At 64.2% G+C, this 13,068-nt stretch carries 12 protein-coding genes; 9 read left to right on the top strand and 3 right to left on the bottom strand.

Translation table 11 applies throughout. From position 1 onward, the window contains the following. Nucleotides 1-11 precede the first annotated feature (11 nt). Genes IV454_RS00570 through IV454_RS00605 form a run of 8 tightly spaced genes read left to right on the top strand, consistent with a single transcriptional unit; the run spans nucleotide 12 to nucleotide 8,838 of the window. The gene (locus IV454_RS00570) at nucleotides 12-2,738 is read left to right on the top strand and encodes a tetratricopeptide repeat protein (protein WP_206089735.1); all 2,727 of its coding nucleotides are present in this window, start codon (nucleotides 12-14) and stop codon (nucleotides 2,736-2,738) included. Further along, complete coding sequence (gene rfbF / locus IV454_RS00575; protein WP_166895905.1) at nucleotides 2,735-3,508, top strand: glucose-1-phosphate cytidylyltransferase; 774 nt, start codon at nucleotides 2,735-2,737, stop codon at nucleotides 3,506-3,508. The genes IV454_RS00570 and rfbF overlap by 4 nt, the downstream gene beginning before the upstream one ends. Before the next feature lie 5 nt (nucleotides 3,509-3,513). Continuing rightward, nucleotides 3,514-4,575 (top strand): CDP-glucose 4,6-dehydratase, encoded by a 1,062-nt coding sequence (gene rfbG, locus IV454_RS00580; RefSeq protein ID WP_206092489.1) that lies wholly within the window; start codon nucleotides 3,514-3,516, stop codon nucleotides 4,573-4,575. Further along, nucleotides 4,572-5,813: a class I SAM-dependent methyltransferase gene (locus IV454_RS00585; RefSeq protein WP_206089736.1), complete on the top strand. Its 1,242-nt coding sequence runs from the start codon at nucleotides 4,572-4,574 to the stop codon at nucleotides 5,811-5,813. The genes rfbG and IV454_RS00585 overlap by 4 nt, the downstream gene beginning before the upstream one ends. Continuing rightward, the gene (gene rfbC / locus IV454_RS00590; protein ID WP_206089737.1) at nucleotides 5,813-6,373 is read left to right on the top strand and encodes a dTDP-4-dehydrorhamnose 3,5-epimerase; all 561 of its coding nucleotides are present in this window, start codon (nucleotides 5,813-5,815) and stop codon (nucleotides 6,371-6,373) included. The genes IV454_RS00585 and rfbC overlap by 1 nt, the downstream gene beginning before the upstream one ends. A gap of 36 nt (nucleotides 6,374-6,409) precedes the next feature. Continuing rightward, a complete protein-coding gene (locus IV454_RS00595; protein WP_206089738.1) occupies nucleotides 6,410-7,555 on the top strand; it encodes a DegT/DnrJ/EryC1/StrS family aminotransferase in 1,146 nt (381 codons plus the stop codon). Then, nucleotides 7,552-8,184 (top strand): GNAT family N-acetyltransferase, encoded by a 633-nt coding sequence (locus tag IV454_RS00600; RefSeq protein WP_206089739.1) that lies wholly within the window; start codon nucleotides 7,552-7,554, stop codon nucleotides 8,182-8,184. Before IV454_RS00595 ends, IV454_RS00600 begins: the two co-directional genes overlap by 4 nt. A gap of 6 nt (nucleotides 8,185-8,190) precedes the next feature. Further along, entirely contained in the window at nucleotides 8,191-8,838 is a 648-nt protein-coding gene (locus IV454_RS00605) for an LbetaH domain-containing protein (RefSeq protein ID WP_229521980.1), read from the top strand. 129 nt (nucleotides 8,839-8,967) lie between these two features. On the opposite strand, the gene IV454_RS00610 is transcribed toward IV454_RS00605, so the two are convergent. From IV454_RS00610 to IV454_RS00620, 3 genes are all read right to left on the bottom strand, one after another. Next, complete coding sequence (locus tag IV454_RS00610; RefSeq protein WP_206089740.1) at nucleotides 8,968-9,948, bottom strand: hypothetical protein; 981 nt, start codon at nucleotides 9,946-9,948, stop codon at nucleotides 8,968-8,970. A gap of 227 nt (nucleotides 9,949-10,175) precedes the next feature. Then, nucleotides 10,176-11,162, bottom strand: coding sequence for a hypothetical protein (locus tag IV454_RS00615; protein ID WP_206089741.1), 987 nt, complete (start codon nucleotides 11,160-11,162; stop codon nucleotides 10,176-10,178). Between the two features lie 50 nt (nucleotides 11,163-11,212). Then, complete coding sequence (locus IV454_RS00620) at nucleotides 11,213-11,422, bottom strand: hypothetical protein (protein WP_206089742.1); 210 nt, start codon at nucleotides 11,420-11,422, stop codon at nucleotides 11,213-11,215. Between the two features lie 123 nt (nucleotides 11,423-11,545). Between IV454_RS00620 and IV454_RS00625 the strand changes: the two genes are divergently transcribed. Next, complete coding sequence (locus IV454_RS00625) at nucleotides 11,546-12,991, top strand: flagellin N-terminal helical domain-containing protein (RefSeq protein ID WP_206092491.1); 1,446 nt, start codon at nucleotides 11,546-11,548, stop codon at nucleotides 12,989-12,991. Nucleotides 12,992-13,068 lie beyond the last annotated feature (77 nt).

The following is a 13,068-nucleotide window of genomic DNA, read 5'->3' on the forward strand; positions in this document are numbered from 1 at the left end:
GACCGCGCCCCATGAAAAAACCTGCTTCCTACGCCCCGCCCTCCCCCCTGGACATCGCCATGGAGCATCACCGGGGGGGACGGCTGGACCAGGCGGAAGCGCTGTACCGCAAGCTCGATGGCAGGGCCGACGCCCTCCACCTGCTCGGCCTGCTCCTCCAGCAGCGCGGACGCCACCAGGAAGCCATCGACGTTCTGGGTCGCGCGATCGACAAGGCGCCGGCCAACCCGGCCTATTATTTCGCGCTCGATGCCAGCTGCCGCGCCCTGCACCTGCTGCCCGAACTGCAAGCGAGCTACGAGCGCCTGCTGCAACTGGCGCCGGACAATGCCGAGGCCCACCTGCAACTCGGCCACGCCCTGCGCGACGGCGGCCAATTCCCCAACGCCCTGGGCAGCTACCTGGCCGTGCTGGCCCTGCAGCCCGACCACGCCGAGGCTTACAGTAACCTGGGCGATACCCTGAAGCTCATGGGCAACCTGGATGAAGCCCAGGTCTGCTACACCAGGGCGCTCGAACTGCAGCCCGGCTTTGCCGAAGTCCACAACAACCTGGGCGAGCTGTACCAGCAGCAAGCACAGTGGGACTTGTCGGCCGCGCATTTCGAGGCCGCCATCGGCCAGCGGCCGGACCTGGCCGCGGCCCATTACAACCTGGGCGTCACCTGCCAGGCCCAGGGCGCACTGGAAGACGCGCTGGCCTGCTACCGGCGCGCGCTGGCCATCGACCCGCGCCTGGTCCAGCCATACAACAACATGGGCATCGTCCTGAAAGAACTGGGCCGCCTTGACGAAGCGGTGCTCGCCTACCAGGGGGCGCTGGCGCTGGCGCCCGACTTCGCCGAAGCGCTCAACAATCTCGGCGCCGCCCTGCTGGAACAGAAACAGGTCGACCAAGCGATCGAGCGTTTCCAGCACGCCGTCACGGCGCGGCCGGACTACGCCGAGGCCTACTGCAACCTCGGCATCGCCTACAAGGCCGCCTACCGGCACGAAGAAGCGCTGATCTGCTTCCAGAACGCGGTGCACCTGAAACCGGACTTCGCCGACCCGTATGCCATGCTGGCATTGACCAACGCCGACCTGCAGCGCCACGTGCAAGCGCTGGCCTGGTGCGAAAAGACCCTGGCCATGTGGCCCGACAGCGCCGCCGCCCACTTCAACCTGGGTGTGGCGTTCGCCAACATGAACCGCCTGGCCGAGGCGGTCGCTTCGTTCGAGCAGGCGATTTCGCGCAAGCCCGAGTTCGCCGACGCCTGGAACAACCTCGGCGTGGCCTACAAGGAACAGGGCCGCTATGACGAAGCGGTCGCCTGCTTCGAGCAAGCCATCGCCCTGCGCCCCGGCTTCGCCGAAGCCTTCAACAACCTGGGCAGCGCCCTGAAAGACCAGGGCAAGCCGGACGCCTCGCGCCAGATGTACGAGCAAGCCATTGCCCTCGCGCCCGACTACGCGGCGGCCCACAACAACCTGCTGCTGTCGATGCAGTACGCGGCCGGCATCACCCAGGAACAATTGTTCGCGCTGCACCTGCGCTTCGCCGCCCAGTTCGAGCCGGCCCTGGCGGCGCGCCGCATGCAGCATCTTCCCGGCGTTGACCCCGCCAAGCGCCTGAAAATCGGCTATGTCTCGCCCGACTTCCGGCGCCACGCGGTCGCGTTTTTCATCGAACCGATCCTGGCCCAGCACGACAAATCCCAGGTCGAGGTGTTCTGCTACTACAGCCATGTGATCGAAGATGAATTCACGGCCCGCATCCGCGCCGACAGCGACCACTGGCTTGCCTGCCGCGGCATGTCCGACCAGCAGCTGGCCGAACGCATCCACGCCGACGGCATCGATATCCTGGTCGACCTGGCCGGCCACACCGCCGGCAACCGCCTGCTGGCGTTCGCGCGCAAACCGGCGCCGGTGCAGCTGACCTACATCGGCTACCCGTCCACCACCGGCTTGTCCGCCATGGATTACCGCCTGACCGACGCCTTTGCCGAGCCGCCTGGCTTGAGCGAACACTTCAATGTGGAAACCCTGTGGCGCTTGCCGGAAGTGTTTTGCTGCTACGCCGCGCATCCCAACAGCCCGGCCGTGATCGACCATCCACCGATGGAAGACAATGGCTACATCACCTTCGGCTGCTTCAACAATTACGCCAAGGTCAGCGACCCCACCATCGTGCTGTGGGCCGCGATCTTGCGCGAGGTGCCGGATGCGCGCCTGATGCTGGAAATCCTGGGCCTGGACAACCCCGGCATGCGCGACGGCGTGGAAGCGCGCTTCACGCGCCTGGGCATCGACCCGGCGCGCCTGATCCTGATCGCCAACGACCGCAAGAACCAGTTCGTGCTGTACAACCGCATCGACATCGCGCTCGACCCCTTCCCCTGCAACGGCGGCACCACCAGCTTCGACACCCTGTGGATGGGCGTGCCGTTCGTGACCCTGGCCGGCAGCAATTTCATTTCCCGCCTGGGGGTGACGATCCTGCACAACGGCGGCCTCGACGAGCTGATCGCCGACGACGAACAAGCCTATATCCGCATCGCCGCCGGCCTGGCGCTCGACCCGGCCCGCCTGCGCCAGTTGCGCACCGGACTGCGCGAGCGCACCCGCGCCAGCCCGCTGATGGACATGGCCCGCTTCACACGCCACCTGGAACAGGCGTATCGCGGCATGTGGGAACAGTGGTGCAAAACCAGCAATAGCAGCAATAGCAACAACAACCACGGAGCGCTGCCATGAAAGCCGTCATCCTGGCCGGGGGCCTGGGCACCCGCATTCTCGAAGAAAGCCATCTGAAGCCGAAACCGATGATCGAAATCGGCGGCAAACCGATGCTCTGGCACATCATGAAAGTGTTTTCGCACCATGGCGTGAACGAATTCATCATCTGCGTCGGCTACAAGGGTTACCTGATCAAGGAATTCTTTTCCAACTACTTCCTGCACATGTCGGACGTCACCTTCGACATGCAGAACAATCGCATGGAAGTGCACGAACGCCACGCCGAACCGTGGCGGGTGACCCTGGTCGATACCGGCGCCGACACCCTCACGGGCGGGCGCCTCAAGCGCGTGCGCGAATACCTGGAACCGGGCAAGCCGTTCTGCTTCACCTACGGCGACGGCGTGGCCGACATCGACATCGCGGCCGAGATCGCCTTTCACCGCGCCCACGGACGCCTGGCCACGGTGGCTGCGGTGCAGCCGCCCGGACGCTACGGCGCGCTGGTGCGCCAGGGTGACGCCGTGACCGCCTTCATGGAAAAACCGCAGGGCGACGGCGGCTGGATCAATGGCGGCTTTTTCGTGCTGCAACCGGACGTGGTCGACCTGATCGATGGCGACGATTGCAGCTGGGAAGTGGAACCCATGCAAGCGCTGGCTGCGCAAAACCAGTTGATGGCCTACGAACACGCCGGTTTCTGGCAACCGATGGATACCCTGCGCGAAAAGAACATGCTCGAAGAAATGTGGCAATCGGGCACGGCACCGTGGAAGGTATGGGCGTGAGCGGCATGGATGCGCTGGCGCTCGCCTTCAAGGGGCGGCGCGTGTTCGTCACCGGCCATACCGGCTTCAAGGGCGCATGGCTGTGCCTGTTCCTGGCGCGCCTCGGCGCGCGGGTCACCGGCTATGCCCTGGCCCCGGCCGGCACGCCGACCATGTTCGAACTGGCGCGGGTGGGCGACACCCTGGAGCGCCACCACATCGCCGACGTGCGCGACCAGGCCGCGCTGAGGCGCGCCATGATCGATGCCGCGCCCGAGCTGGTGCTGCACCTGGCGGCCCAGGCGCTGGTGCGCCACAGCTACGCCGATCCGGTGTCAACCTGGTCGACCAACGTGATGGGCACCGTGCATGTGCTCGAAGCGCTGCGCGCCTGCCCCAGTGCGCGCGCGGCGCTGGTGGTGACCACCGACAAATGCTACGAAAACCAGCACTGGCCCTGGGGTTACCGCGAAAACGACCGCCTCGGCGGACACGATCCTTACAGTGCCAGCAAGGCCGGCGCCGAACTGGTCGCGCACAGCTACCGCAGCAGCTTTTTTGCCGCCGGCGGTCCGCTGATCGCCACCGCGCGCGCGGGCAACGTCATCGGCGGCGGCGACTGGAGTCTTGATCGCCTGATTCCCGACGCGGTGCGCGCCATGCAGCAGGGCAGCGCGCTGCCGGTCAGGAGTCCCCACGCCACCCGGCCCTGGCAGCACGTGCTCGAACCGCTGCACGGCTACCTGCTGCTGGCCGCCCGTCTGCTCGGCGGCGACACGTCTTGCGCCGGCGCCTACAATTTCGGCCCGGACGCCGCCGACAACCTGTCGGTCGCCACCTTGCTCACGCTCTTGCAGGCGCACTGGCCGCAACTGGCCTGGCGCCTCGACGGCGACCAGCACACGGCCAAGGAAGCCGCCCTGCTCTACCTCGATTCGAGCAAGGCGCGCCAGCAGCTCGACTGGCAGGTGCGCTGGCCGCTGGCGACCGGCATCGAACAGACGGCCGCGTGGTACGCCGCCGCCGCGCGCGACCCCGGCGGCGCGCGCGCCTTTACCGAACAGCAACTGGAACATTTCTGCGCATGAACAGCCCCGTCCGCTCCTGCCGCGCCTGTGGCGCCGCGCTTCACCACAGCTTTGCCGACCTGGGCCTGTCGCCCGTGTCGAACGCCTTTGTCGAGCCGGACAAGGCGGCCGAGGGAGAAATGTTCTATCCCCTGCACGCCATGGTGTGCGGCCAGTGCTGGCTGGTGCAACTGGCCGACACGACCCGCGCCGAGCTGCACTTCCACGCCAACTACGTCTACTTTTCCTCGTTTTCCAGTAGCTGGCTGGCGCACGCGCGCGCCTACGTGGAACAGATGACGGCGCGCCTGGGCTTGAACGGCGCGAGCCGCGTGATGGAAATCGCCAGCAACGATGGCTATCTGCTGCAGTATTTCCAGCAAGCGGGGATTCCCTGCATCGGCATCGAACCGAGCGGCAACACGGCGGCGGCGGCGCGCGCGCGCGGCATCGACACGCGCGAACTGTTCTTCAACCGCGCCACGGCCGGCGCGCTCGCGGCCCAGGGCGAACGGGTCGACCTTTTACTGGGCAATAACGTGCTGGCCCATGTGCCCGACCTCAACGATTTCGTGGGCGCGATGCCGGCCGTGCTGAAACCGGAGGCGGTGGTGACCCTGGAGTTTCCCCACCTGCTGCGCCTGATCGCCGACCAGCAATTCGACACGATCTACCACGAACATTATTCCTACCTGTCCCTGCTGGCCCTGATGCCGGTGTTCGCGCGCGCCGGCCTGCGCGTGTTCGACATCGCGCACTTGCCCACCCACGGCGGCAGCCTGAGAGTGCACGCCTGCCTGCAAACGGCATCGCACCCGACCAGCGCGCAGGTGGAAGCTTGCCTGGCGCTGGAACAGGAAGCCGGCCTGGGGCGCCTGGACACCTACGCCGGTTTCGGCGAGCGCATGCGCGCCACCAAGCGCGCACTTCAACGTTTCCTGATCGACGCCAAGGATGAGGGCAAGACGATTGCCGCCTATGGCGCCGCCGCCAAGGGCAATTCCCTGCTCAACTATTGCGGCATCGGCGCCGACATCATCGATTACGTCGTCGACAGCAACCCCGCCAAGCAAGGCCGCTTGCTGCCGGGCAGCCGGATTCCCGTGCGCGCGCCCGCGGCTGTGTTCGAAACGCGGCCCGACTACCTCCTGATCCTGCCGTGGAACATCAAGGACGAATTGATGACCCAGATGGCCGGCATCCGCGACTGGGGCGGGCAATTCCTGCTGGCCAACCCGCACATCCACGTGGTGGCCTGATGCAATTTCACCCCACCCCGCTGGCTGGCGCCTTTCTCATCGATATCGACCCGGTGGAAGACGAGCGCGGCCTGTTCGCCCGCACCGTCTGCGAGGAAGATTTTGCGCGGCACGGCCTGGCGGGCCGGTTCGTGCAGCAAAGCGTGTCGTGGAACCCCTACCCGGGCACCCTGCGCGGTCTGCATTTCCAGATGGCCCCGGACCAGGAAATCAAGCTGGTGCGGGTCACGCGCGGCGCCATCTTCGACGCCATCGTCGACCTGCGGCCCGGCTCCCCGACCTACGGCAAGGCCTTCCACACCGAACTGTCGGCCGTGAACCGCCGCCAGTTGTATATTCCGGCCGGCATGGCGCACGGTTTCCAGAGCCTGGAAGCGGATACCGAAGTCTTTTACCAGATGAGCGCGCCATTCCGCCCGGCTTCCGCGCGCGGCCTGCGCTGGGATGACCCCGCACTGAACATTCCCTGGCCCGCCTGCGCGGCGCGCAAGATCTCCGACACTGACCGGGCATGGCCGACCCTGGCCGCACGCACCCTCGCCCTGACCCTGAACCTCTGACCCTGAACTTTTTAATCTGCTTTGTGAAGGAATGCCATGATCCCCGTCTTTAAGCCGCTGATCGAAAAGGAAGAAATCGACGCCAGCCGCGAATCGCTCGAAATGGGCTGGCTCGGCATGGGCAGCTACGTGTCCGGCTTTGAAAACAAGGTCAAGGAAATCCTTGGCACGGAAGAACGCTACGTGGCGGCGCTGAGCACCGGCACGGCCGGGCTGCACGTGGCCTTGCTGGTGGCCGGGGTCGGCCCGGGCGATGAAGTGATCGTGTCGTCGTTTAACTGTTCGGCCGACTTCCAGGCGATTTCCTGGGTCGGCGCCGAGATCGTGTTTTGCGATTGCCTCGACGATACCTTGGCGATCGACATGAAAGCCGCTGCCAAGCTCGTCACCGCCAAGACAAAAGCCATCATCGTCATGGATTACGATTGCATCCTTTGCGATCATGATGAAATCGCCGAATTTGCCGCCACCCACAAGCTGAGGGTGATCCACGATGCCGCGCATTCCTTCGGGTCCAAATACAAGGGCAAGCCGGTCGGCAGCTTCTCCGACATCTGCGTGTTCAGCCACGACCCGGTGAAAACCATCACCTGCCTCGACGGCGGCACGATTGTCGTGAAAACCAGGGAAGAACTGGCCATGGTGCACGAACTGCGCCTGCTGGGCATGCAGCAGCCGGCCTCGGTGATGTACCAGAACCAGCGCGCCTGGACCTTCGACGTCGAACGGGTGGGCTACCGCTACCACATGCTCAATATGCACGCCGCCATCGGGCTGGCCCAGCTGTCCAAGCTCGACCTGATCGCCAGCAGCCGGCGCGACGCCTGCATCAAATACAACGCGCTGCTGGCCGGGATCGCGCAGGTGCGCACCCCGCTGACCAACTTTGCCGACGTCAACCCCTTCCTCTATTACATCCGGGTGCCGGGCGAGGATCGCGATGCGCTGCGCAAGTTCCTCAAGGACAATGGCGTCGATACCGGCATCCACTGGCAGCCGGGACACTGGTTCTCGCTATGGAAAAACTGCCGCGCGGGCGACCTGAGCGTGACCGACCGGGTCGGCAATGAAATCCTGTCCCTGCCCTTGCACTCGCGCATGGACTTGGCCCTGGTCGATGAAGTGTGCCGCCAGATCGGCCTGTACTTTGCCGGGGCGCCGGCCGCCGGGAAAACGGCATGAGCGGGCAAGCCTTGTTCGCCGCCTTCAAGCAGGCGGCCGGCGCCGGGTCGGACCTGGTGATCCCGGTGGGCCAGCCGGTCGAAGCCGTGCTGCGCCCGATCGCCACGGCGAGCGACCGCATCAACCTGGACGACGCGCGCCTGCTCAGCGAGTGGCGTAACCGCTTCGTCACGTCGTTCCTGACCGAATTCGATTCGCACGAAACGCGCACCGCCAACTGGCTGGCGACCGCGGTGGCGCGCGATCCGGGCAAGATCCTGTTCATGGTCGACACCCTCGACGGCCGCTCGGTCGGCCACGTGGGGCTCGGCTTCATCGACTGGGACAAGGGCTATGTGGAAGCGGACGCCATCGTGCGCGGCGGCGACTGCCGCAAGGGCTTGATGACGCTCGCGCTGCAGGCGCTGCTGCACTGGGCGCGGGCCGGCCTGGGACTTCCTGATGCGTGGGTGCGGGTGCGTTCGGACAACCCGGCGGTGGCGTTTTACGAGAAAGCGGGCTTTGGCGAGGTCAAGCGCGTGCCGCTGGCCAGCAGCAGCGCGGATGGACAAATCACCTGGGTCGAAGACCCGGCGGCGGGCAGCAATGCGCCAGCGCTGGTGTACATGCGTTATCAGGCAGCGGAGTAGCCGCACATGGCCCACGAACAGGTGATCGCTTACACGTGCCAGCAGGTCGCGACGTTTTTCCCGGGCATGGAAGCGGCCGCGCTGGAACGCGTTATCGCGACGCATTGGGACACCGCGATGGCGCGGCTGCAAAGGTGCATCGACCAGGTGAAGATGTGGCCGCAGGGGCAATTCAACCATCTCAATTCAAGCCAGTATTGCCAGTATTTGTATTTCCTGTCGAACAGCATCTGGCGTGAAGACCGCAGCGAGGAAGGGCTGGGCGTTGTGACGCGCCTGTTCCTGCTCAACAAGGCGCTCAATGGCATCGATCTGTTTTACGAGATCGACTTGCCGGAGGTATTTTTTATCGGGCACTCGGTGGGCATCGTACTGGCCAAGGCCACGTACGGCAGCCATCTGGTCCTGTATCAAAACAGCACGGTGGGCAAGAACCACGGCGTGGCGCCGGTGCTGGGGGACGGCGTGATCCTGTATCCCAACAGCGCCATCGTCGGCCGCTGCCGGATTGGCGCCAACACCGCGGTCTCGCAAGGCACTGGCGTGATCAACCGCGACACGCCGGGCGACTGCATGGTGTTCGCGGGCACGGCGGGCGCACTGGCAATCAAGCCATCGAAACGCCTCCTGATCGCCGACTTCTTCCGCCTCTGAAACATTTCTTAACCGGGGTCAGACCTCTGACTCGAAACATTTCTTAACCGGGGTCAGAGCTCCGACTCGAAACATGTCAAACCCACGGTCTGCCGCCCGCCGCGACTGTCGCAAGCATTGGGTGCGGTGTCAGTGCAGCCCCGTCGACAGGCTGGTGATAGCGTCGCTCCTGATTTTTTGTCGGTGTGCAGCGAATTTTTCGCCCGCCGCTGCTTCCCGTGTCCCGGCATCGTCCAGCGCCGCGGACAGCCGGCGGAAGGTGGCAAGGTCGGCATCGCTGGAAAAGACCAGCGTATGTTGTTGAAGCTCGATTTTGCCAAGTCGTGGCTGCGCGAAATCGAGGATGGCGCCCACCCTGTCGATCAGTTCCTTCTGAACCGCGGATAACTCCGCGTTCAGTTCGAGCGTTTTCTCGCCAATCAGCGCCACCTTGCTCATGTCCATATTGCGATAGCGTTCCGGGATGAGCGTCGTACGCAGATACTCCCTGCCTTCCTCGACGCAGGCTTTGGCCTGCGTATCGCGCTGATCGATGAGTTGCCTGAAGCGCGACATCTGCCCCCGTGCAAGGTCAATCCCCTTGCGCGACGTCAAGCTTTCCGGGGTCAGCGCAGTCAGGGAAAGCTTCCCGAACTCTTTTTCCAAGCGATCATTGTCGGCCATCTGGCGCTTGAGCACTGCACCCATCCCATCCAGGAACGCGACAAGCACGCGCGCGTCTTCGCTGGCAGGCGCGGGCGCCGCAGCACTGCTTTGTTCGCCCGTCTGGCTCATCGTGGCAAGCAGTTGCCGCTGCGCAGATTGCGATGCCGCATCGTCCCGATGCATTCCCACGGTATTGCCCACGCCAGCGATGAACAATAAAAACGCCACGACGAACTTGGCCATTACCATCTGGCGCGCAGGGCGCTTTCTCAGGAAAAACCGGAGTGCGCCCAATAGGATGGCGGCCACCATCACGGCGCCCATCAATTGCCCGGCCATTTGCGCATGATTTTGCCCGCCGGGGCTGGCCAGGCGCGGCAGGAAAATCGCAGCCCCCAGGGTGAGATTGGCAACGTTGTTGACGGTGCGCTCCGGCGTTTCCAGCGCCTTGTGATTGGTATCCATGTTGATTCTTTAAAATCGATAAGTGAAACGCCGCGCGTGGCGACGCTGTCCGCTCCTCATGGCCGCCAGGGCCATGAAAGCGTCGATCCTGACGGTGCCAGCGCCAGGGGCGGCGCAAGATTTCACAATGTTTCTAATCAGAGGTCAGACCCCGGTTGTCGGAGGTCTGAGCCCGGCCGTCGGATTGTCCGACTGTGTTGTTCGGAATGAGCGCGGGTCCTGGCGGCTCAGCGCTTGGCGGGTGCCAGGTCGCGGGCGGCGTCTTTCTTGGTTTTTTCCACATGCGTGTTGAATCGTTCGACCACCGCCGCTTCGCGCACGCCGATCCCTTCCATCTCCCTGGACAGCGCCCGGAAGGTGGCGACGTCGCGCTCGCTGGCAAACATCAGCTTGCCGTTCTGGAAGCTGGCTTTGCCGAGTTGCGACTGGGCGAAGTCGAGCACCTTGCCCACCGCCTTGATGAATTCCTTGCCGACCGCGGTCAACTGCGCATTGAGCTTGAGCGTCTCGGCGCCCACCTGTGCTCCGGCACCCAGTTCGCTGCCGCGATAGTGTTCCGGCACGTTCGCCGTGCGCACGTAGACCCGCCCTTCCTCGACCGAGGCAATGATCATCTGGTCGCGCTGGATCAGCAGCTCGCCATAGCGCGCCATCTTCGCGCGCGAAGCGGCAATCCCCGTGCGCGACGTCAGCGCCTCCGGGGTCAGCAAGGTGCTCATGTCGAGTTTCTCGAATTCCTTGTCCAGCAATTCGCGCTCCGCCACCTGCCGTTTGAGCAGCGCGCCGGCGCCATTGACGAAGGCCACCACCTGGCGCGCTTCTTCACTGGCGGCCACGGGCGCCGCCGGACCTGCCGCTTCCCCCGTCTCGTTCATGGTGGCCACCAATTGCTGGCCCGCCGCGCGGATCGCGCCCATGTCGCGCTTCATCGCGCCGATTTTACCCAGCGATATCAGGATCAGGATAAGCGCGACCGCCAGCTTGGCGCAGGCCATGCGTAACGGCAGGTGGGTTTTCAGGATGCCTTTGAGCAGCGCCAGGATCAGGAAGACCGCCACCAGGCTGCCACCGATGAAGCGCCCGGCCGCGTAGGCGTCGCCGCTGCCGCTCATGGCCGCCCACAGGGGTAGGAGAAAACCTGTAGCCAAGGCAATATTGGCAAGAAAATCCACGCGCGAGACCGTCTGGTCCGGCGGATCGTCGCTGTCATCCATGTTGAATTTTCCGAAAGGGGTGATGTTGTATGGCAATTGCAGGCGGGATTTTACCCGTTTTCGATAAATACAATGTTGTATGGAAATAGCATTTTATCAATGACACCGTTTTCCTGGCCCTGCGGCGCCCGCGCTGCATGACGATAAACGGGCGCCAAACGACTTTTTTCGGCCCTCAAGTTATCGCTGCGCCTGCCGTCAAGCGCCGCGTCCGCAGCGGACTTGAGGCGCGAAATCCAAATATACATGCCGTAATTCATTAAACTTTCCGGAAGGTAATCCGTTACATATAAGGACTGCGGTGTGATTGTCCCGGACCGAAGGGGCAGACCAAAGCGAAGGCAAGTTGCCAACATGAATAAGTAGTATCTGCAAGGAGTAATATCATGAGCGTCATCAACACCAACACCGCGTCGCTGAATGCACAACGTAACCTGAGCACTTCCGCTTCCGCACTGTCGACCTCGCTCCAACGCCTGTCGTCCGGCTTGCGCATTAACAGCGCCAAGGACGATGCCGCCGGCCTGGCCATCTCGGAACGCTTCACGTCCCAGATCCGCGGTCTGGATCAGGCCAAACGCAATGCCAACGACGGTGTGTCGATGTTGCAAACGGCCGAAGGTTCGTTGCAATCGACCGGTAACATCCTGCAGCGTGTGCGTGAACTGTCGGTTCAGTCCTCGAATGCCACCAACTCCGCCGGCGACCGCAAGGCGATCCAGGCCGAGGTTGGCCAGCTGTTGTCGGAAGCGGACCGTATCGCCCAGACTTCGGAATTCAACGGCTTGAAACTGCTCGACGGCAGCTTCGGTACCGCCACCTTCCAAGTTGGCGCCAACGCCGGCCAGACCATCCAGGCCACCACCGCGAACTTCCGTACCAACAACTACGGCAACAACGAAGCCTCGACCGCGGCCCCGACCACCCTGGCCACCACCGGCACCGCCTACACCGCCGGCAGCTTCGCCCTGCAAGGCCTGGCTACCTCGAACATCGCCGTCACCGCCACCGATACCGCCCAGTCGCTCGCCTCGACCATCAACGGCGCCACCGCCAACACCGGTGTCACGGCCGAGGCCAAAACCGAAGAAGCGCTGACCCTGACCGCCGGCGGCGTGTATTCGCTCGGCGTCACGTCCGACAACAGCACCGCCGCCAACGTCACCTTCACCGTCGGCGCCGCGCTCAACGCTTCCGGCCTGGCGTCGGCCGTCAGCTCCTTTAACGATGTCTCGTCCAAGACCGGCGTTACCGCCAAGCTGAACAGCACCAACGATGGCCTGGTCCTGACCAATGCCGCCGGCAACAACATCACCCTGGCCAACAACAGCGCGTCGGCATCGGTCACGGCGGGAGCGATCAGCGCGGCCGGCACCGTCGGCACCACCGCCGCCGTCGCCACCGGCACCACCTCGACCTCGATGGGTTATGTGTCGATGAACTCGGACAAGGGTTTCTCGGTCGGCAGCAGCGGTTCGACCGCGATTGCCGCCGGCACCGCCGCCTCGCTCAATACCGTTTCCGGTATCGACGTGTCGACCGCCAAGGGCGCATCGAACGCACTCAAGGTGCTGGACTCGGCCCTGGCCAACGTCAACAGCCAGCGCGCTTCCTTCGGCGCACTGCAGTCGCGCTTTGAAACGGCTGTCACCAACCTCGAATCGACCTCCGAAAACCTGTCTGCCTCGCGCAGCCGGATCCAGGATACCGACTTCGCTTCGGAAACAGCCAAACTGACGCGCGGCCAGATCCTCCAGCAGGCAGGTACCGCCATGCTGGCCCAGGCTAACTCGCTGCCGAATGGCGTGTTGTCCCTGCTGCGCGGTTAATCGCCGACAGCGCCTGACATCCCCGGCCAGCCCCTGGCTGGCTGGGGAGTTTCATCTCCGCAGTAAGAACTTGCCTT

It is taken from the genome of Massilia antarctica, from assembly GCF_015689335.1.
Classification (GTDB): domain Bacteria; phylum Pseudomonadota; class Gammaproteobacteria; order Burkholderiales; family Burkholderiaceae_D; genus Telluria_A; species Telluria_A antarctica.